Below are 20,914 nucleotides of genomic sequence, written 5' to 3'. Positions count from 1 at the left end.
GACAACCAGTACATGTGACGTGGGCCTCACCGCGGGGCCGACGGAAGCCGTGGTTCCGCCGGGGCCCCGGCCTCTTCGAGCACGCGGATCCGCCCGCCGGCCCGCACGTCCCCGGCGACCGGCGCGAAGCGGTCGAGCACGTCCCGCGGTGCGGCACGTGGGTCACGGGCGGTGGGTCGCGGGCCGTGGCCCGGCGCGGCCTGGGCGGACGGCGCGCGGCGGGGCACCGGCGGGCGGCAGGCGGCGCGCCGGGCGGACGGCAGGCGGCGCGCCGGGCGGACGGCAGGCGGCGCGCCCGGCAGGCGGCAGGCGGGGCGCCCGGCGGGGGGCGGGCGCGGTGCGGAGTGTGACGTCCGGATGAAATCGTCACCGCCGGCCGCCGAGCGCAGCGGCCCGCGCGGCAGGACGTGCCGGCGGACACGTGTGCGACGGTTGGAACAGGGGGAAAGTCGCGGTCATGACAGAGACGCTCACGCCCACGCACCGGCCGGTGCGCCAGCTCCTCGCGGCCTCCGTGGGCAACGCGGTGGAGTGGTACGACTGGTACGCCTACACCTTCCTGGCGACGTACATCGCCGACCAGATCTTCCCCAAGGGCTCGGGCAGTTCGCTGGTGCCGCTGCTGTCCACCTTCGCGGTCTTCGCGGTGGGGTTCTTCATGCGGCCCGTGGGCGGGCTGGTGATGGGGGCGGTGGCGGACCGGCACGGCAGGCGTGCGGCGCTGACCCTCACCATCCTGCTGATGGGCGGCAGCAGCCTGCTGGTCGGGGTGACGCCCACATACGCGGCGGCCGGGGTGTTCGGGCCGCTGGTGCTGGTGCTCGCCCGGCTGCTCCAGGGGCTCTCGGTGGGCGGCGAGTTCGCCGCGTCCACCACCTTCCTGGTGGAGTCCGCGCGGCCCGGCAGGCGCGGCCTGTTCTCCAGCTTCCAGTACGTGTCCACCACCGCCGGCCAGCTCATCGCGTCGGGCGTCTCCGCCGCACTGGTCGCGGCCCTGTCGGGCGGTCAGATGGCGGGCTGGGGCTGGCGGGTGCCGTTCGTGCTGGGCGCGCTGCTGAGCCTGGTGGGGTTCTGGATCCGGCAGGGCGCGGTGGAGACCCGCAGCGCCGGCCGGCAGGAGGTGCGGCCGGGCCTCTTCGACGCGCTGCGCCGCCATCCGCGGGCGTCGCTGCTGATCTGCGGCATCACCGCGGGCGGCACCCTCGCCTACTACACCTGGACGTCGTACCTGCCGACCTACGCCGAACTGAACGCGGACGTGGCCAAGGACGACGCGCTGTGGGCCGGCACCATCGCCCTGGCGTTCTTCGCACTGCTCCAGCCCGTGGCCGGGATGCTGTCGGACCGCTGGGGGCGGCGGCCGCTGCTGCTGTTCTTCGGCGTGGGGTTCGCCGTGCTGAGCGTGCCGCTGCTGCATGCGCTGGACGGTTCGTTCCTCATGCTGCTGCTGGTGCAGAGCGGTGGTCTGGTGCTGCTGTCCGGGTTCACCTCGATATCGGCGGCGGTGAACGCGGAGGTGTTCCCGGCGCGGGTGCGGGCGGCCGGGATCGGGTTCCCGTACTCGCTCACGGTGGCGCTGTTCGGCGGCACGGCGCCATATGTGGGCACCCTCTTCAAGCAGATCGGGAACGCGGGCCTCTTCCCGTGGTACGTCGCGGCGCTCTGCCTCGTGTCGTCGGTGGTGTACCTGCGGCTGCCGGAGACGGCGTGGGGCGAGTTGGAGAGGTGAGCGGCCGCGGAGGGGCCGGCTGTGCGGGCGCACGGGACGGGGCCGCCTCCCGTCCCGTGCCCCCGGGACCGCAGCGGTGCTGCTACTTCGGCTGGGGCCAGGCGAAGCAGTCGTCCCAGGTGGTGTCCAGGCCCGAGTTGCCGCCGCCGTCGGTGAGCGTGAAGGTGCCGGAACCCTGCGGGAAGGGGCAGTTGTAGACGCCCGCGGCGCCCACGCCACTGGCTTTGACGTTGCTGATGGTGGCCGCGCCCTGGGTCTCCGCCTGGACGACGACCGTGCCCGCGCCGTCGACCGTGCCGCCGTCGATGGTCACGTTCTTCGCGGCGAGGCCCGCGCCCCCGCCGGAGACGAACTCGTACACGCTGTACGGGCTGTCCTTCGCGGTGGTGCCGGTGATGTCCACCCGGGCCTCGATGGCGCTGTCGTAGGAGTCGACGCGCAGCGCGCCCATCGGGTGCTGCCAGTTCGGGTTGACGGCACCGGTGCGGACGAGGGTGTTGTCCGCGACCGTGATGGTGCCGGCCAGCGGGAAGAACGGGTCGGCGAACTTCTGGTTGGAGATCGCGATTCCACTGCCGAGGGCGTTGGTGTCGGAGACCACGTTGTTCCTGACGGTGATGTCGCGGCCGCCGTAGATGGCGATGCCGTTGGCCAGGTTGGGCTGCGAGATGGTGTTGTTCTCGAAGCTGGAGCCGGTGTCGGCGGCGTTGAGCGACCACATGGCGAGCGAGTCGTCACCCTGGTTGCGCAGGAAGTTGTTCCGGACGGTGACGCCGTTGGCGTTCCCGTTCAGGTTGAGCCCGTCGGCGGTGGTGTCGAGGATGTGATTGTCCTCGACGACCAGGTTGTCGTTGTTCCCGGTCAGCCACAGGCCGACCTTGACGTGCTGGATCCACATCCCGGACACGGACGAGCCGGGGCCCAGTGAACCGTTGACGAAGTTGTCCGGGCTGGCGTCGACGCGCTCGGTGACCTCGCCGATCACCGCGAAGTCCTCGATGTGGACGTTGCCGGCGGAGCTCTGCTGGTCGACGAAGTGCGAGGAGTGCACCACCGAGTACCAGCTCCCGGCGCCCCGGAGGGTGACGTTCGCGACGCCCTGGAGCGCGGAGGAGACCTGGTAGTCGCCCGGCGGGATCCACACCGTGCCGCCCTGGGCCGCGGCGATCGCGGCGTTGAACGCCTGGGTGGAGTCCGACCGCCCGGTCGGGTCCGCGCCCTGGTCCACCACCGAGACCGCGCCGGCGGGCGCTGCGCCCTCGGGGGCGACCTGCTCGAAGTCGGCCACGTCCACGGTGACCTCGCCGGAGGCCTCCAGGGCCACCCTGTCGCCCGCCTTGAGGTCCTGGCCGAGCAGCACCCTGCTGTTGTCGAAGAAGTGGTGGGTCCTGGCTCCGGCGATCCAGGGCGTGTCGACGTAGGAGTACCTGGAGGTGAGCGCCAGCGTCCTGTCGGTCCTCGTGCCGTTGACGTACACGGCGAGCGAGCCCGTCCGGCCGTCGGGCACGCTGTAGGAGACGTTCACGGCGTTGGCGTCAAAGGGCAGGGTGAACTCGACCTTCTGGCCGGCGTCCAGCCGCACCGCCCGGCGGCCCGACGCCTCGGAGGCGAGGCTGCCCTGCGTGTAGTCCGGGCCGACGGCCGAGCCGTCGAAGTCGGCCGACTCGGCCTCCACGGAGTGCACCGGCAGGTCGGCGCCGGCCATCTGGGCCGCGCCCGCGGTGGAGGCCGTCGCGGTGAGCGTGCCGCCGGCCAGGGCGACGGCCGCGGCGGCCGCCACCCAGCGGGGTGAGGGGCGCGTGGCTTTCTTCTGCATGGCTGTTCCCTTTCGTGGGGGGAGGTGGAACAGGTGCTCGCGGCGGCCGGCCGCGGGTCAGGCCCGCAGCCAGGCCGCCGTGTCCCTCGGCAGGCGGCCCGCGTCGTCCAGGGGGCCGCTCGTCAGCAGGACGTCGGTGTGGCCGGGCAGGGCGACGGCCCGCCCGGCGAGGTTGACGACGCAGATCAGGCCGTCGGCGCGGGCGAAGCTGAGCACTCCGGGCTCCGCGGGCAGCCAGCGCAGCGGGCCGTCGCCGAAGCCCGGCCGGCCGCGCCGTACGGCGAGCGCCGTCCGGTACAGGGAGAGCATCGAGTCGGGGTCGCCGGCCTGCCGGTCGGCCGCGTAGGAGTCCCAGCCGGCCGGCTGCGGCAGCCAGGGCTCCTCGCGCGAGCCGAAGCCGGCGTAAGGGGCGCCGCCCTGCCAGGGCATCGGCACCCGGCAGCCGTCGCGGCCCGGGTCCCGGCCACCCGAGCGGTGGTGCATCGGGTCCTGGATCCGGTCCCTCGGGATGTCGGCCTCCGGCAGGCCCAGCTCCTCGCCCTGGTAGATGTACACGGCGCCGGGCAGCGCCAGCGAGAGCAGTGCGGCCGCGCGCGCCCGCCGGGTGCCGAGGTCCAGGTCGGTGGGGGTGCCGAAGACCTTGGTGGCGAAGGCGAAGGCGGTGTCCTCGCGGCCGTAGCGGGTGACGGTGCGGGTGACGTCGTGGTTGCACAGCACCCAGGTGGCCGGGGCGCCGACGGGCGCGTGCTCGGCGAGCGTCTCGTCGATGGCACAGCGCAGCCTGGCGGCGTCCCAGGGGCAGGTGAGGAAGTTGAAGTTGAAGGCGGTGTGCAGTTCGTCGGGACGCAGGTAGCGGGCGAAGCGCTCGGAGTCGGGCAGCCACACCTCACCGACGAAGACGCCGCCGTAGGCGTCGGCGACCCGCCGCCAGGAGCGGTAGATGTCGTGCAGCTCGTCGCGGTCCACGAACGGGTGCGGGTCCCTGCCCTCGACGAAGTCGGGCAGCGCCGGGTCCTTGGCGGGCAGGGCGGCCGAGTCGATGCGGACGCCCGCCACCCCCCGGTCGAACCAGAAGCGCAGGATCTCCTCGTGCTCCTGGTGGACGGCCGGGTGAGCCCAGTTGAGGTCGGGCTGCTCGGGTGCGAACAGGTGCAGGTACCACTCGCCGTCCTCGACCCGGGTCCAGGGTGTGCCGGCGAACTGCGAGGGCCAGTCGTTCGGCGGCAGCTCGCCATGCTCGCCGCGGCCGGGCCGGAAGTGGAACAGCTCCCGCTCGGGGCTGCCCGGCCCGGCGGCGAGGGCCGCCCGGAACCAGGCGTGCTGGTCGGACACGTGGTTGGGCACGATGTCCACGATGGTGCGGATGCCCAGCTCACGGGCCTCGAAGATGAGCTTCTCGGCCTCGGCGAGGGTGCCGAAGGCGGGATCGATGGTGCGGTAGTCGGCGACGTCGTAGCCGCCGTCCGCGAGCGGTGACAGGTACCAGGGGGTGAACCAGAGGGCGTCCACGCCCAGCTCCGCGAGGTAGGGGAGCTTGGCGCGTACCCCGGCGAGGTCTCCGGTGCCGTCGCCGTCGCCGTCCGCGAAACTGCGCACGTACACCTGGTAGATGACGGCGGAGCGCCACCACTGGTCGTCGTCTTGGGTCCGCTTCTGGGCAGGGGAGGGCTGTCCCACGGTGCGTGCCTTTCGAGGGTGCCGGTCAGGGGCAGGGGCGGGGCGGTTCGGGTGGGCGCTCAGCCCTTGGTGCTGCCGGCGCTGATGCCGGCGATGATGTGCCGCTGGAAGACCAGGAACATCACGACCATCGGGACGCTGGCGATCACCATGGACGCGATCAGCACGGTCAGCGGGATGTTCTGGGACAACTGGACCAGTGCCACGCTGATGGGCTGCTTGTCGGTGTCGGAGAAGACCATCAGCGGCCACAGGAAGTCCTGCCAGACGGCGACGAGCGCGAAGATCGACACCACGCCGAGCACCGGCCGCGACATCGGCAGGACGATCGAGACGAGGCTGCGCAGCTTCCCGGCGCCGTCGATCTCCGCCGCCTCCAGCACGTCGCGCGGTATCTGGTCGAAGAACCGCTTGAGGAGGTAGAGGTTGAAGGCGTTGGCCACGGCGGGCAGCCAGATCGCGAGCGGGTCGTTGAGCAGGCTGGTGTGCAGCACGGGCAGGTCGGCCACGGTCAGGTACTTCGGCACGACCAGGGCCTGCGCCGGGACCATGAGGGTGGCCAGGATGCCGCCGAGGACGATCCTGCCGAACGCGGGCCGCAGCTTGGACAGGGCGTAGGCGGCCGCGGTGCAGAAGACGATCTGCAGCAGCCAGGCGCCGGCGGCCTGCTCCACCGTGTTCCACAGGTGCGCGGGCAACTGCATCAGGTCCCAGGCGTCGGTGTAGCCGGCCGTGTGCCAGGACTCGGGGACCAGGGTGGGCGGGGTGCGGGTCACCTCGTCCGGCGACTTCATCGCGCCGGACACCATCCAGTACACCGGGAAGAGGAAGGCGAGTGCGAAGAGCAGCACCACGCCGCAGAACACCGTCCAGTAGACGGCCCTGCCGCGCGGGCGGCCGAGGGTGTGCGGCGAGATCAGTGTGCGGGTGCCGCGGGGACCTGAGGGCCTCATGTGTCCTCCCCCGAGCGGGTCAGGCGCAGGTAGAGCGCGGAGAAGGCGCTGAGCAGGACGAGCAGCATGACGCTGAGCGCGCAGGCGCCGCCGAAGTCGTTGTAGAGGAAGGCGTACTTGTAGATCAGGTAGAGCACGGTGACGGTGGCGCTCTCCGGACCGCCGCCGGTGATCACGAACGGCTCCGTGAAGACCTGCATGGTGGCGATGATCTGGAGCAGCATCAGCATGAGGATGATGAAGCGGGTCTGCGGGATCGTCACGTGCCGCACCCGCTGCAGGAGTCCGGCCCCGTCGATCTCCGCCGCCTCGTACAGCTCCCCGGGTATGCCCTGCAGGGCCGCCAGGTAGATCAGTACCGTGCCGCCCATGTTGGCCCAGGTGGCGACGATGACCAGGGAGACGAGGGCGGTGTCCGCGCCGTTGGACCAGTTGGAGGTGGGCAGGTGCGCGAAGCGCAGCACCTCGTTCGCGAGGCCCGCCCCCGGGTCGTAGAACCACTTCCACAGCAGGGCGCTGACCACCGGCGGGATCATCACGGGCAGGTAGACCACGACCCGGAAGAACGCCTTCCAGTGCCGGAGCTCGTTGAGCACCAGCGCGGTGACGAACGGCACCGCGAAGCCGAGCAGCAGCGCGAACAGGGTGAACACCAGGGTGTTGCGCCAGGCCGCGCCGAACTCGGGGTCGTGCAGCACCCGGGTGAAGTTGGCGGTGCCCACCCACTGCGGATCGGAGCCCGGCGTGTACTTCTGGAAGGCGATGACGACCGCACGCACCGCCGGGTACCAGGAGAACAGCGCGAAGCAGACGAGGCCGCCGAGGAGGAAGGCGTAGGCGCGGGCCTGCTCGGCGATCCTGCGGCTCAGCGGGCGGCCCGTGCGGGCCGCGGCGCCGCCCGCCGCGCCTGCGCCCGGTGGGCCGGGTGGCACGGCCGGCGGCCGCGCGGGCGCGGCCGGATTCGGTGCGGTCTTCATGGCGCTCCCGTCAGCCCCGGGCGAGAATTCCGTCGATCTTGCCGGAGGCGTCCTTGAGGAGCTGGTCGATGTCGGCGTCCTTCTTGGTGAGCACGGCCGAGACGGCGCCGTCCAGGACCGAGTAGATCTGCTGCGCCTGCGGCGGCTCGATCTTGAGGTCGAGCTGCTTGTTGCCGTCGAGGAAGCGCTGGTAGTTGTCCACCGGCACGTTGGCGTTGGCCTTCTTGATCTGCTGGTCCTCTGCGTCGGCCGCACCGGTGAACAGCCGCGGCTCGGGCAGGCCGACCGGCGCGTCGTGCTTCCTGGCGCGGGCGTAGTCGCCGAAGAAGCCCTTGCCGGGGGTGAGGAACATGTGGTCGAGCCACTTCAGCCCGGCCCTGATCTGCGCGGGGCTGTCCTTCTTGTTGAACATGTAGCCGTCGCCGCCGATGAGGGTGCCCTTGCCGCCGGGCATGGGCGCGAGGGCGAGGTCCTTGTAGTTGCCGCCCTTCTCCTTGACCAGGATCGGGATGTTGTCCGGCGCCGCCAGGTACATGCCGAGCTTGCCCGAACCCATCATCAACTGGACGTCGTTCAGGACGAGGAGCTGCTTGCTGCCCATGGAGTCGTCCTTCCAGCGCATGTCCTTCAGGTTCTGCAGGACGGCACGGCCCTCGGGGGTGTCGACGCGTGCCTTCTTGCCGTCCGGGCTGACGACGTCGCCGCCCTGGGAGTAGAGCTCGGCGGTGAAGTGCCAACCGCCCTGGTTCTGGGCGCTGTAGTCGGCGTAGCCGACGGTGCCGCCGCCGAGCGCGGCGATCCGCTTGGCGTCGGCGCGCACCTCCTGCCATGTCGCCGGCGGCTTCTCGGGGTCGAGGCCGGCCTTCTTGAAGAGCTTCTTGTTGTAGACGAGGCCCATCGAGTAGCCGGTGCGCGGAATGCCGTAGATCCTGCCGTCCACGGTGTAGATGTCGCGCAACTGCTTCTGGATCGTCGGGTAGCTCTTCAGGTCCTTGACGTACGGGGTGAGGTCGGCGGCCTGGTTGATGTCCACGACGTGCGCGGCGTCGGTGAAGTACGTGTAGAAGACGTCCTCCATCTGCCCGCCGGCGAGCTTGGCGTCGAAGGTCTTGGGGTCCTGGCAGGGGAAGGCGTCGTGCGGGGTGACGGCGATGTCCGGGTGCTGCTTCTCGAAGGACGCCACGTCCTGGTCGAAGAAGCCGCGGTCGACCTTGGCGCTCTTCGGGGGTTCGCAGTTGACCGTGATGTGGGTCCTGCCGTCGGCGGCCCCGTCGTCACCGGAACCGCAGGCCGAGACCGTGGTGAGGACGAGGGCCGTGGCCATGGCGGCCATGGGGGCGCCCCCGAGGCCCCTGATGCTCCCCCGGCGGCCGGAAGGCCTGGGGGGTGCCCCCAGGAAGAAGGTGCGACGGAACCCGGGACTTCTCATCGGTGGACCCCTTTTGGGCAGGCGCGTGGTAGGCCCCGCCGCGCGGCACGCCGTGGTGGACGCGTGCGCTGCGTGGCGCACGCCACTCAACCACCACCGATAGTGAGACGCAAGATGTCGCGCCTATCTCGTAAATACTGAACAGCTCACTGTTGGTCCATACCGCACCATTGCCATCCGGATGCCACGCGGCTGCGGGCTCATGGCGGCGTCCGACACACGGCCGGCACACGGCGGCCGGCCGCGGGGTGCGGCCGGCCGGGGGCCGCCACGGGGTCAGCGCGGCGCCTGGCCGGTGGAGCCGCGGACCACCAGCTCCGGTTCGAACAGCAGCTCCTCGGCGGCCACGCTGCCGCCGCCGATCTGCGCGTACAGCATCTCGACCGCGGCCCGGCCCATGGACTCGATGGGCTGGCGGACCGTCGTCAGCGGAGGCTCGGTGCAGTTCATCAGCGCCGAGTCGTCGTAGCCGACCACCGACACGTTCCCGGGCACCGCGAGGCCGCGGCGGCGGGCGGCGCGCACCACGCCGAGCGCGATCGGGTCGCTGGCGCAGATGAAACCGGTGACGCCGGCGTCCAGCAGCCGGGCGGAGGCGGCCTGGCCGCCCTCGATGGAGAACATGGCGCGTGCGACGTGCTCGTCGGGCAGCCCGGCGCCGGCGGCCGCCCGGATGGCCCGTGCGGCGGCGAGCTTGCGCTGCGAGGGCATGTGGTCGGCGGGGCCGAGGACCAGGCCGATGCGCTCGTGGCCGAGCGAGGCGAGGTGCCGCCAGGCCTGCTCGACGGCGACGGCGTCGTCGCAGGAGACACCGGGGAAGCCCAGGTGCTCTATGGCGGCGTTGACCAGCACCACCGGGATCCTGCGGTCGGCCAACTGCCGGTAGTGGTCGTGCGGCGCGTCGGCCTGCGCGTACAGGCCGCCCGCGAACACCACGCCGGACACCTGCTGCTGCAGCAGCAGCTCGACGTAGTCCGCCTCGGAGACCCCGCCCTTGGTCTGGGTGCACAGCACGGGCGTCAGGCCGAGCTGGGCGAGCGCACCACCGATCACCTCGGCGAACGCGGGGAAGATCGGGTTCTGCAGCTCGGGCAGCACCAGGCCCACCAGACGGGCGCGCTCGCCGCGCAGTTGGGTGGGGCGCTCGTAGCCGAGCACGTCGAGCGCGGAGAGCACCGCCTGCCGGGTCGCCTCCGAGACCCCCGGCTTGCCGTTGAGCACCCGGCTGACCGTGGCCTCGCTGACCCCTACTTTCTTGGCCACCTGAGCAAGTCGTCGCGTCATGCACGCAAGAATAGCGCAAGCTCTTGCAAGCAGCTTGCGTGGGTCGGGCGCCTCCGTGCAGGCCGTGCAGGCCGTGCAGGACAGCCGGTGACGACGGCGGCGACACCGACAGCAACAGCAACAGCAACAGCAACAGCAACAGCAAAGGATCCCCGTTGCTCGAACCGGCCTCCAGCGCGCGGGCGCCGGCGCGTCAGGCCTCCGCGTCAGGCCTCCGCGGCGGGCACCGCCCGGAGGTGGCCCGCGGCCCGTCGGCCGCCGGGCGCCGCGCGCATACCGCGCGGGCCGCCGCGGGGCTCGCGCAGCACCAGCGTCAGATGGTGGTAGCCCAGTGCCTGGAGCATCCGGGGGGTGTCGGCCACGACCCGGCAGTGGGTGCGGCCCCAGCGCGGATCCGGATGCCACAGCGGACGGACCGAGCCGTCGTGCTCCGCCGCGTCCGGGCCGACCGTCCGCAGCCAGTGCGGCAGGCCCTGGCGGTAGGCGGCCTCCATGATGGGGTCGTCCTCGATCTCCCTGCGGATCGCGAGCAGTCCGGCGTCCTGCCCGTGCTCCTCCAGGCCCTTGGCCAGGTGCGCCAGCATCGGCAGGCACCAGCTCGACTCGTGCTCGCCGAGGACCGAGCCGGCCTGGGGATGGAAGAGGACGAAGCGCATGAGGTTGTCGTGCGGCATCGCGGTCGGGTGCGGCGCGATGCCCTGGAAGAGCGCGTCGAAGGCGGGGTTGGCGAGAACCACGTCCCACCGGTGGTCGTAGACGACGGACGGGTGCGGAACCGTGCTCAGCAGAACGGTGTAGTCCTCGAGGTAGGCGCGCACCTCCGGATCGCCGGGGTCGTGCCCGGTCCCCGACCGCCACCCGCCCGCGCGGTGTGCCATCGGTGCACCAACCCCCAACTACAGCTCTTTTCCCGCGACTGCCCTGCGGTCGCGGCGGCAAAACGGATCTTCACATCCGCCCCGCGATCCTGCTGCCACCGCAGATACATGTCAATTATCGTGGCATTTAAGGTCTGTTGAGGGCCGATTCACGCCACAGTTGTGGCGGTTCTGGATGCGCCCGTCCGCCACCGGTTAACCTCCCGACGTCCGCCTACGGGACGGCACGTGCAGGGCGGCGCGATCCATCAAGCGGTGGCGGGAGTTCGGATGCCTTGGTCCCGCCGATCCCGCCGGTGTGACCAAGGAGCTCTCTCGGTGACGGATGGCCTTTCGGTTCCGGATGCTGACACCGGCCCGCTGCCGGCCCTGGCCGCCCGTGTCAGTGCCCTGGCCGACCGGCTCCGCATCCCCCGCGCCGAGGTCTTCGACGCGGCACGGCTGTCCGTCGCCTCGGGCGTTCCCGAGGAGCTGGTCGAACCGCTGCTCGGCGGCCGCACGCGCGGCTGCGTCTGCCTCCAGGACCGTTTCGTGCAGCGGCTCGCCCTGCTGCGCCGCACCCGCAGGAAGCCGGACGGCCGCCGCTACACCCAGCAGGAGATCGCCGACGCGGCGGGCATGTCGCGCCAGCAGGCCGGAGCGCTGATCAACGGCGACCGGCGGCCCACCATGGAGCACTGCGCAGCGATCCAGCGCTTCTTCGGCGTGCACGCCGGCTTCCTGACCGCCGACGACCCCGAAGCGCTCGCCATGGCCCTGCAGCACACCGAGCAGGAGCTGCTGCACCGGCTCGACCGGCAGTGGCGTGCGGTGCGCTGCCCGGCGCCGCCCCAGGACCGGGAGCGTGACCCGCTGGAGCAGTTGCTCCGGCACCACGGCGTGCGCGACATCGCGCTGCGCGCCGCACGACTGCCCAGCGACCAGCACCGCGACAAGGTCACCGAGTGGCTCGACATGCTGCTGGAGATGCTGTTCGAGGACGCCGGCGGGCGGTACGCGCCTGCTGGGCGCGAGCCCGCGCAGCCCGAACCCGCGGGGCACGAGGCACCGGGCCCGCCCGGGCCCGCGCAACAGGGCGACGCGCCGGGACTGCCGGGCGGCTGCTGAGCGGCCGGCACGCACCGCGCACGCAGCGCCGTTGTCAGTGCAGGACGGCATGCTGGCAGTGCGCAACGACCGTGCGCAGCCGACCGATGCCGCACCGCCCACCGACCGGCGGGGCGGCGCCGAGCACACCGGGGAGCAGCCATGCCCATGGCCCTGATGACCGACCGCGAACGCGCCGCCGTCCAGGCGTACCTGCGCCTGCTCCAGACGGTGCGGGCGGCCCTCGACCTCGCCGGCCCCACGGCCCCCGCGGGCGGCGCGGGCATCGGTCACCCGCCCGTGGTCGCGCCCTCCTTACTGGCCGACGCCGACCGGGCACTCGCCGCGGCCGGACTCGCGGGCAACGAGGGGGAGTTCTTCGCGCTGCTGCGGTCCTGGTGCCCCGCGGTGGGTGCGGCGGGCGGCTGACCAGCACGGCCTGCCCCCCTCACCTGCTCCCGCACCGGCGCTCACCGCCCCGTGCGGGGGCATGACTGTTTTCACCCGCAATGCAGTGCCATGCACGACAAGGCACGGCAAGCAGGCACACCGGGAGAGCACAGCGCGACGGACCGGTGACTATGCGTTCACGCAGGCCAAGCGGAAGCGCACCTTCAGTAAATCTGCACACCGATTGCGCAGGCAGGGCACGGATCCCGACAGAAAACCGAGGGACAGGTGGGGCCACCGCCTTCTCGTGACGGGAGTGTCCGGTTTCCGCGACACCGGACGCCGCGGGAAGGGGTCATGACGGCGGGCCACGTGAAGGATTCGCCACCAACCCGTGCACACACCTGCACCTCAGGGAAAGTCGGCGCTCCCCCGACCACCGGATCGCGGTGCCGGGAGTTGGCAGCCCGACGTGACGGCGTGCTTGGATCCTCAGCACCGCGGCAGCCACCCCTGAGAACCCACCCCAGGGGAGCAGGCGGCCGCGAACGGCATGGCGGTCCCGCTCCGAACGGTTCGTCCGGCCGTTGTTGAGAAATATCCTTACGAAGGGAAACTCCCATCATGAACCGCACCCCCCAGGTTGAGACCCTCGAAATCTCCGACAGCGAGCTGGACAACGTCTCCGGCGGCCTGGTCGGCGACCTGGTGAGCAACGTCGTCGCCACGGCGGACTCGGTTGCCCCGGTCAGCGGCACCGTCGGCGCCGTCTCCGGTGTCGTCCAGTCGACCGTCGGTCTCGACGTCACCGGTCTGGCCACCGGTGTGGTCTCCGGTCTCTGAGACGCGATACTGCTGTGAGTCCCGGAGCCGGGTGGCTCCGGGGCTCTCGGCTGTCGTGACGTGGACAGCCGAACACTGACAGTCGGACGCAGCAACAGGCAGTTGAGGGAAGAGTTCGGTGGAGTTCCGCAAACAGGCCCTTTCCAAACTGCAGGCGCCGGAAGAGCTCGACCTGCCGGTACGGTTCGCCCGGCCGCAGGGGTGGCTCGTGCTGGCCGTCACGGTCGTCGTCATGGCGGCCGGTGCGTTCTGGGCCCTGACCGGCACCGTCTCCTCCACCCTCGAAGCGGACGGCGTCCTCACCCACGCCGAGGGCAGCTACGTCCTGCAGAGCCCCGTCGCGGGCCAGGTCACCGACGTACTCGCCGAAGCGGGCAGGAACCTGCCCACCGGCACCCCGCTCCTCAAGATCCGCACCCCGCACGGCGACAGCGTCGTGCGCACCCTGGCCGCGGGACGCCTCACCACCCTCGCGGTCACCATCGGCGCGGTGGTCACCACCGGCACCGACGTCGCCACCGTCGAGCGGGTCGACCACCCGGGCGACCCGCTGCTGGCCGTCCTCTACGTGCCCGCGGCCCGCGCCGCGAGCGTCCCGCAGGGCGCTCCGGTCGACCTCACCCTCCAATCGGTGCCGGTCGACCGCTACGGCGTGCTCCGCGGCCGGGTGCAGACCGTCGGCAAGGCGGCCCAGAGCCGCCAGCAGGTCACCGCCTTCCTCGGCGACGCGGAGCTGGGCAGGGCCTTCACCCGCCAGGGCAGCCCCGTCCCCGTCGTGGTCAGGCTCGACACCTCCCAGCACACCAAGTCCGGCTACCGCTGGTCCTCACCCCAAGGCCCGCCCTTCACCGTGCAGTCCATGACCGCAGCCGTCGCCCGCATCCGCCTCGCCGACCAGCGACCGGCCGATTGGCTGCTGCCATGAGCGCGCCCGGATCCACTCCCCCGCGCCTTCCCGCCCCCGCCGGCCGCGGCAGGCACCGCCCCGCCGCCGAGGAGCGCGGCGGCCGGCGCCGCACGCCCGCACCGCCCGGGCCCGCGCCCAAGGGCCGCAGGCCGAGAACGGTGCGCAGCCCCACCGTGCTGCAGATGGAGGCCGTGGAGTGCGGCGCCGCCTCCCTCGCCATGGTGCTCGGCCACTACGGCAGGCACGTCCCGCTGGAGGAACTGCGCATCGCCTGCGGTGTCTCGCGCGACGGCTCGCGGGCCAGCAACGTACTCAAGGCGGCCCGCAGCTACGGCCTGACGTCCAAGGGCATGCAGATGGACGTGGCCGCGCTCGCCGAGGTGCAGGGCCCGGCGATCCTGTTCTGGGAGTTCAACCACTATGTCGTCTACGACGGCATGGGCCGCAGGTTCGGCAAGCGCGGTGTGCACATCAACGACCCCGCCAAGGGCCGCAGGTTCGTTCCCATGGAGGACTTCGACAGCTCCTTCACCGGCATCGTGCTGGTCTTCGAGCCCGGCGACGGCTTCAGCAGGGGCGGGCGCAAGCCCGGTGTCCTCGGGGCGATGCCGGCCCGGCTGCGCGGCACCTTCGGCACCATGCCCGCCGCGGTGCTGGCCAGCCTGCTGCTGGTCGCGGTGGGCGCCGCCGTGCCCGCGCTCAGCAGGACGTACATCGACACCTTCCTGATCGGCGGCCAGACCTCGCTGCTGGGGGCGCTGTTCACGTCGATGGCCGCGATGGTGGTGCTGACCGGGGTGCTCACGGCGCTGCAGCAGTCGAACCTGCTGCGCGGCCGGCTGATCTCGTCCACGCTCGCGAGCGCCCGCTTCCTGCGCCACCTGCTGCGGCTGCCCGTCACGTTCTTCGCCCAGCGCAGCCCGGCCGACCTGGTGCAACGGCTGCAGTCCAACGACACGGTCGCCGAGACGCTGGCCCGCGACCTGGCCGCCGCCGGTGTGGACGCGGTGGTGGTGCTGCTCTACGCGGTGCTGCTGTGGACCTACGATCCGCAGTTGACGGTCATCGGGGTGCTGGTGGCACTGCTGAACGTGGTCGCGATGCGCGTGGTGGTGAAGCTGCGGGCCACCCGGACGCAGAAACTGCGCGCGGACACCGCACGGCTGACCAACACCTCGTACACCGGACTCCAACTGATCGAGACGATGAAGGCCACCGGCGGCGAGGACGGCTACTTCCGCCGCTGGGCGGGCCAGCACGCGACGACGCTGGAGGAGCAGCAGCGGCTCGGTGTGCCGAGCGCCTGGCTGGGCATGGTGGCGCCGACGCTGGCCACGCTCAACAGCGCGCTGATCCTGTGGGTCGGCGGGCTGCGCGCGGTGGACGGGCACATCTCGATCGGTCTGCTGGTCGCCTTCCAGGCACTGGTGACCCGCTTCACCGCCCCGATCACCCGGCTGAACGGCGTCGCGGGCCGCATCCAGGACTTCGCCGCCGACGTGGCGCGGCTCAAGGACGTGGAGAACTTCCCTGCCGACTCGCTCTACGCCCGCCCCGGGACCGGCGGCGGCACCCGCAGGCTGCGCGGGCACGTGACGCTGGAGAACATCACCTTCGGCTACAGTCCGCTGGACAAGCCGCTGCTCACCGGATTCTCCGTGTCGGTCGGCCCCGGGCAGCAGGTGGCGCTGGTGGGCGGCTCGGGCAGCGGCAAGTCGACCGTCTCCCGGCTGATCTCGGGCCTCTACACCCCGTGGGAGGGCGAGATACGCATCGACGGGCAGCGCCTGGACGACATCCCGCGCGGCGCGCTCGCCTCCTCGGTCTCCTTCGTCGACCAGGACATCTTCCTCTTCGAGGGCACGGTCCGCGACAACATCGCGCTGTGGGACCCCTCGATCCCGGACGACGCGGTGATCGCCGCGCTCAAGGACGCCGCGCTGTACGAGGTGGTGGCGCGCCGTCCCGGCGGCATCCACAGCCGTGTCGAGCAGGACGGCCAGAACTTCTCCGGCGGCCAGCGGCAGCGCCTGGAGATCGCCCGCGCGCTGGTGCGCGGTCCCAGCGTGCTGGTGCTCGACGAGGTGACGAGCGCGCTGGACGCGGAGACCGAGCTGGTCATCATCGACAACCTGCGCCGTCGCGGCTGCGCCTGCGTGGTGATCGCCCACCGGCTGAGCACGGTCCGCGACAGCGACGAGATCGTGGTGCTGAGCCACGGCACGGTCGTGGAGCGCGGACGCCATGAAGAACTGGTCGCGGCGGGCGGCCCGTACGCCGAACTGGTCAGGGAGAGCTGAGTGACCTCCGTACACGACCCGGTGACAGCCCAGCCGGCCGGGGACGACGCGGTCCTCGCGGCGCTGGGCTCGCTGGGCGAGCAGGTGGACTGCACCGGTCTGCCCAGCGTGCCCCTGGAGGGCCCGGTGGTGCTGTGGCTGGTGGCGGCGGGCGCGCTCGACCTGTTCGCGGTCGACGCGGCGCAGCAGGGGCACTGGCACCACCTCGGCCGCCTGGAACCCGGCTCGCTGCTGCTCGGGCCCGTGCAGGGGCCCCAGCACACCCTGGTGGGCAGGCCGGTGCGCGGCTGCGTCCTGCGCCGCATCCCGCTGCGGGAGCTGTCCCGGCAGACCGGTCCGGCCGCCTACCAGGGCGGGTACGGCGACGGGTACGACACCGGCTCCCACCCCGCCTACGACACCGCCTATGACACAGGGGCGTACCCGGCCGCCGCGTACGACACCGGCTCCTACCCCGCCTATGACACGGGGGCGTACCCGGCCGCCGGGCAGGGCGATCCGTACGGCACCCGGGACCAGGGGGCTCCGGAGCAGCTCAGCGCGCTGGAGTACGCCTTCGCGCTGGGCGTCGGGCGGGGTCTCGGCATCGTCTTCGAGGCGCCGCTGAGCGGGCAGCCCGCCGAACCCGGTGCCGAGGCGGACGTGCTGTGGATGCAGGTGCCGCCCGGCAGCGTGCAGTACGGGGCCGCGTACAGCGCCGAGGCCGCGGGCGATCTGCTGGTCGACCCGGGGCTGTGGCAGTCCATGGTCGACCAGCAGCAACGGCTGCTGTCCGCGCTGGACCGCTGGATCGAGCAGTTGGAGCGCACCCACGAGGACCGCACGGCGGCCGGCATCAGGGCCGGTGAGGCGGTGCGCGAGCAGGCCGACCGGGCGCTGCTGGCGTCCATCGGCAGCGCGCGTGGCGGTGCCGGGCGCGGGCAGGGCGCGGGCGACGACGTCACCTACGCCGTCTGCCGGCTGGTCGCCGGTGCGGCCGGGATCAGGCTGACGGAGCCGGCCGCGAGCGGGGCGGTCGGCGACCGCACCGATCCGGTGGAGCGGATCGCGCAGGCCTCCCGGATCCGCACCCGGGTGGTGCGCCTGACCGGGCGCTGGTGGAAGGATGACATGGGCCCGCTGGTGGGCCGGCGGGCCGGCAGCGGGGTGCCGGTGGCGCTGCTGTGGCGGCGCGGCGGATACACGGCGGTGAGCGCGGTGTCCGGCCGCGGCACCCGCGTCGACGCGGGCAACGCCGGGGAGTTCGAGGCGCAGGGGGCGATGTTCTACCGCCCGCTCCCCGAGCGCCGGCTCGACCTGCTGCGGTTGATGCGCTTCAGCCTGCGGGGCACCGCGTTCGACGTGCGCAACCTGGTGGTGAGCGGACTGGTGACGGTGGGCCTCGGCGCACTGGTGCCGATCGCCACGGGCAAGGTGCTCGGCCAGTTCGTACCGCAGGCGGAGCGCGGCCTGATCGTGCAGGTCTGCCTCGCGGTGATGGTCGCCAGCCTGGTCTCCGCGGCCTTCACGCTGCTGCAGAACCTGACCATGCTGCGGATCGAGGGGCGGATCGAGGCCACCCTGCAACCCGCCGTGTGGGACCGGCTGCTCAGGCTGCCCACCAGGTTCTTCACCCGGCGCTCGACCGGAGAGCTGGCCAGCGCGGCGATGGGCGTCAGCGCGATCCGCAGGATGCTGGCCGGAGTCGCCCCGGTGGCGGTGCAGTCCAGCACCATCGGCGCGATGAACCTCGTCCTGCTGCTGTGCTACAGCGTTCCCATGGCGCTGGCGGCCGGCGCGATGCTGCTGGTGATCGCCGCGGTGTTCCTGGCCCTCGGGCTGTGGCAGGTGCGCTGGCAGCGGCGCCTCGTGGTGCTCACCAACAAGCTGAACAACCGGGCGTTCCAGACGCTGCGCGGGCTGCCGAAGCTGCGCATCGCGGCGGCCGAGAACTACGCCTACGCGGCCTGGGCGCGGGAGTTCGCGCGCAGCCGTGAGATGCAGCAGCGGGTCGGCCGGATCAAGAACGTCACCACCGTCGCCGGCGCCCTCTACCTGCCGCTGTGCTCGCTGCTGATGTTCATGCTGCTGGCCGGTCCGGCCCGGGGCAGCATGTCGGCGGGGTCGTTCCTCACCTTCAACACCGCCATGACGATGATGCTCACCTCGGCCACCCAGCTCACCGGCGCCCTGGTCTCGGTGGTCGCCGTGCTGCCGATGTTCGAGGAGATCAGGCCGGTGCTCGACGAGGCACCGGAGGTCGGCGAGGCGAGCACCAGGCCGGGTGAGCTCAGCGGCGCCATCGAGGCACGCAAGCTCTCCTTCCGTTACACCGACGACGGTCCGCTGGTGCTGGACGACGTGACGTTCGAGGTGCGCCCCGGTGAGTTCGTGGCGATCGTCGGCCCGAGCGGCTGCGGCAAGTCGACGCTGCTGCGGCTGCTCATCGGCTTCGACAAGCCCGTCTCGGGCAGCGTCCTCTACGACGGGCAGGACCTGGCCGCGCTCGACCAGGCGGCGGTGCGGCGGCAGTGCGGGGTGGTGCTGCAACACGCCCAGCCGTTCACCGGATCGATCCTGGACTGCATCTGCGGCGCGGAGCCGTTCACCCAGGAGGAGGCCTGGCAGGCGGCCGAGATGGCGGGGCTCGCCGAGGACATCAGGCGGATGCCGATGGGCATGCACACCATCGTCGCGGGCAGCGGTGCGGTCTCCGGCGGGCAGCGGCAGCGCCTGATGATCGCCCAGGCGCTGATCCGCCGCCCGAGGATCCTCTTCTTCGACGAGGCGACCAGCGCCCTCGACAACGAGACCCAGCGCACCGTGATCGACAGCACCCGCGCTCTAAAGGCCACCCGGGTCGTGATCGCCCACCGGCTGTCCACCGTGCTGGACGCCGACCGTGTGGTCGTGATGGCGGACGGCCGGATCACGGAGGTCGGGCCGCCCTCCCAGCTCCTCGCCGACCCCGGCGGCCGGCTCCATGAGCTGGTACGACGGCAGATGCAGTGAGGCGCCGCGCGCCCGGAGGGCGGACTCGTGGCACGGTTCGTGATCGCAATCACCCCGTTCCGGGTTCTGCCCAATATGGTGAACGGCCCTGACCGGCAGGTAATCTGGAACGGCTTCCAGAGTCCGTACGCAGGCGCGACACCCCACTGGTTCTGGAGGCCGATCCCGCTGTCGGGGGAGGACGGACGGGACCGCCGGATCGATCTTGCGAGCACTCGCGCTCGGGCGGAAGGTGGCTCTCGCATTGCCGCCTGGGGCACCTCCGACGCCCGCACGGCGTCGGGAGAGGCAGGGAGGAAGCGTGTTCGCAGGTGAATACCATGGTCGGGCGTGGGAAGAGCCAGAGGATGCCGAGCGGACGGGACCGCCTGACGCGGTCCCGTGCGGCACGCGTACGACGACAGTTGACCCTGTCACTAGTGGAGAACCGGTGAATGATCCTGCTAAGGCCCCCACGGCGGGGCGGCCGCCCACGCTCGACGAGGTGGCGAAGGCGGCCGGGGTCTCCCGCGCCACGGCCTCCAGGGCGATCAACGGCCTGCCCTATGTGAGCTCCACCGCCAGGGCCGCGGTGGAACGGGCCGTGGAGAACCTCGGGTACCGGACGAACCAGGTGGCCCGATCGCTGGCAACCAAGCGGACCGGCTCCATTGCGCTGGTGGTGTCCGAGTCGGAGAAGTTCGTCGTCAGCGACCCGTTCTTCGCCCGCATCATGCGGGGCATCTCGGGCAGCCTCGGCGAGAACGGGCTGCAACTGTCGCTGATCATGGCCAAGGAGCAGCACGGGGACGACGGTTCGCTGCGCTCCCTGCGGGAGGGCCACGTCGACGGCGTGCTGCTGGTCAGTGTGCACGGCTGGGACACGCTGGCCGGCCAGCTACTGGCGTCGGGGCTGCCGCTCGTGGTCTGCGGTCGGCCGCTGACCAGGGCCGACGTCCCCTATGTCGACGCCGACAACTTCAACGGCGCCAGCATGGCGGCCCGTCACCTGGTCGACATCGGACGGCGCAGGGTGGCCACCATCGCGGGACCGCGGGACATGTCCGTGGGCATCGACCGGCTCAGCGGGTTCCGCCGCGGCCTGGCCTCGTCCGGGCAGCCCACGGACGCCGTGGAGCACGGCGACTTCACCATGGCGAGCGGTGAGGCCGCCATGCGCCGGCTGCTGGAGGCGCACCCCGACCTCGACGCGGTGTTCGTGGCCTCGGACCTGATGGCGGTGGGCGCCATGCGCTTCCTGCAGGCGATCGGGAAGAGGGTGCCCGAGGACGTCGCCGTGGTCGGCTTCGACGACTCCGACGTCGCCGCGACCGCGGTGCCACCGCTGACCACCATCCGTCAACCGGTCGAGGAGCTGGGCAGGACGATGGCCTGGCGGCTGCTGGCGCAGCTCGCGGGCGACTCCGACCTGCCGCCGTCGATCCTGCTGCCCACGGAGTTCGTGGGGCGCGCCACCACCTGAACGGGACGCGGCGGCACAAGGCCGGCACGGCACGGACCCGCACGGCCCCGCACCGTGCGGGGCCTGCCGCCCTTCCCGCTTCGGCGACCGCGCCCCTGAGACCGCTTCCAGCACATGCCGCACGGCCTCGGCATGGCGTGCGGCGGGGCCGTTTACACGCCTTGAGGCCATGGGTATCGTGCTTCTGGAAGC

At 71.9% G+C, this 20,914-nt stretch carries 13 protein-coding genes and 2 pseudogenes; 8 read left to right on the top strand and 7 right to left on the bottom strand.

Annotation, left to right across the window (positions count from 1 at the left end; translation table 11 throughout):
* The first annotated feature begins 457 nt into the window (after positions 1 to 457).
* Positions 458 to 1,729, top strand: coding sequence for an MFS transporter (locus IE313_RS20655; RefSeq protein WP_189934366.1), 1,272 nt, complete (start codon positions 458 to 460; stop codon positions 1,727 to 1,729).
* A gap of 88 nt (positions 1,730 to 1,817) precedes the next feature.
* On the opposite strand, the pseudogene IE313_RS20650 reads toward IE313_RS20655, so the two are convergent.
* The 7 genes and pseudogenes from IE313_RS20650 to IE313_RS20620 all read right to left on the bottom strand — a co-directional run.
* Positions 1,818 to 3,545, bottom strand: a pseudogene (locus IE313_RS20650) (glycosyl hydrolase family 28-related protein); the annotation flags it as partial.
* A gap of 57 nt (positions 3,546 to 3,602) precedes the next feature.
* Positions 3,603 to 5,222, bottom strand: coding sequence for a glycoside hydrolase family 13 protein (locus IE313_RS20645; RefSeq protein WP_189934362.1), 1,620 nt, complete (start codon positions 5,220 to 5,222; stop codon positions 3,603 to 3,605).
* Between the two features lie 59 nt (positions 5,223 to 5,281).
* Positions 5,282 to 6,175: a carbohydrate ABC transporter permease gene (locus IE313_RS20640; RefSeq protein WP_189934360.1), complete on the bottom strand. Its 894-nt coding sequence runs from the start codon at positions 6,173 to 6,175 to the stop codon at positions 5,282 to 5,284.
* Positions 6,172 to 7,152, bottom strand: a complete 981-nt coding sequence (locus IE313_RS20635; RefSeq protein ID WP_189934358.1) for a carbohydrate ABC transporter permease — start codon at positions 7,150 to 7,152, stop codon at positions 6,172 to 6,174. Before IE313_RS20635 ends, IE313_RS20640 begins: the two co-directional genes overlap by 4 nt.
* A 10-nt stretch (positions 7,153 to 7,162) precedes the next feature.
* On the bottom strand, positions 7,163 to 8,485 hold the full coding sequence (locus IE313_RS20630) for an ABC transporter substrate-binding protein (protein WP_189934355.1): 1,323 nt from the start codon (positions 8,483 to 8,485) through the stop codon (positions 7,163 to 7,165).
* Positions 8,486 to 8,857: 372 nt separating this feature from the next.
* Positions 8,858 to 9,865 carry a LacI family DNA-binding transcriptional regulator gene (locus IE313_RS20625; RefSeq protein ID WP_189934353.1) on the bottom strand — a complete coding sequence of 336 codons (1,008 nt, stop codon included), beginning with the start codon at positions 9,863 to 9,865 and terminating at the stop codon, positions 8,858 to 8,860.
* Positions 9,866 to 10,071: 206 nt separating this feature from the next.
* Positions 10,072 to 10,743 carry an MmyB family transcriptional regulator gene (locus IE313_RS20620; RefSeq protein WP_189934351.1) on the bottom strand — a complete coding sequence of 224 codons (672 nt, stop codon included), beginning with the start codon at positions 10,741 to 10,743 and terminating at the stop codon, positions 10,072 to 10,074.
* A gap of 318 nt (positions 10,744 to 11,061) precedes the next feature.
* Between IE313_RS20620 and IE313_RS20615 the strand changes: the two are divergent.
* The 7 genes and pseudogenes from IE313_RS20615 to IE313_RS20585 form a co-directional block, all read left to right on the top strand.
* Positions 11,062 to 11,709, top strand: a pseudogene (locus tag IE313_RS20615) (helix-turn-helix domain-containing protein); the annotation flags it as partial.
* A gap of 282 nt (positions 11,710 to 11,991) precedes the next feature.
* Positions 11,992 to 12,258: a hypothetical protein gene (locus IE313_RS20610; protein ID WP_189934347.1), complete on the top strand. Its 267-nt coding sequence runs from the start codon at positions 11,992 to 11,994 to the stop codon at positions 12,256 to 12,258.
* Between the two features lie 585 nt (positions 12,259 to 12,843).
* Positions 12,844 to 13,062: a type A2 lantipeptide gene (locus tag IE313_RS20605; protein ID WP_189934345.1), complete on the top strand. Its 219-nt coding sequence runs from the start codon at positions 12,844 to 12,846 to the stop codon at positions 13,060 to 13,062.
* A 118-nt stretch (positions 13,063 to 13,180) separates the two neighbouring features.
* Positions 13,181 to 13,987 carry an HlyD family efflux transporter periplasmic adaptor subunit gene (locus tag IE313_RS20600; protein ID WP_189934343.1) on the top strand — a complete coding sequence of 269 codons (807 nt, stop codon included), beginning with the start codon at positions 13,181 to 13,183 and terminating at the stop codon, positions 13,985 to 13,987.
* Positions 13,984 to 16,269 (top strand): NHLP family bacteriocin export ABC transporter peptidase/permease/ATPase subunit, encoded by a 2,286-nt coding sequence (locus IE313_RS20595; RefSeq protein WP_189934341.1) that lies wholly within the window; start codon positions 13,984 to 13,986, stop codon positions 16,267 to 16,269. The genes IE313_RS20600 and IE313_RS20595 overlap by 4 nt, the downstream gene beginning before the upstream one ends.
* Complete coding sequence (locus tag IE313_RS20590; RefSeq protein WP_229924808.1) at positions 16,270 to 19,260, top strand: NHLP bacteriocin export ABC transporter permease/ATPase subunit; 2,991 nt, start codon at positions 16,270 to 16,272, stop codon at positions 19,258 to 19,260.
* A gap of 430 nt (positions 19,261 to 19,690) precedes the next feature.
* On the top strand, positions 19,691 to 20,722 hold the full coding sequence (locus IE313_RS20585) for a LacI family DNA-binding transcriptional regulator (protein WP_189934339.1): 1,032 nt from the start codon (positions 19,691 to 19,693) through the stop codon (positions 20,720 to 20,722).
* Positions 20,723 to 20,914: the final 192 nt, after the last annotated feature.

Source organism: Streptomyces sulfonofaciens, from assembly GCF_014656295.1.
Lineage (GTDB): Bacteria > Actinomycetota > Actinomycetes > Streptomycetales > Streptomycetaceae > Streptomyces > Streptomyces sulfonofaciens.
Note: the sequence above shows the minus strand (reverse complement) of the source record. Positions and strands in the feature narration are given on the sequence as shown.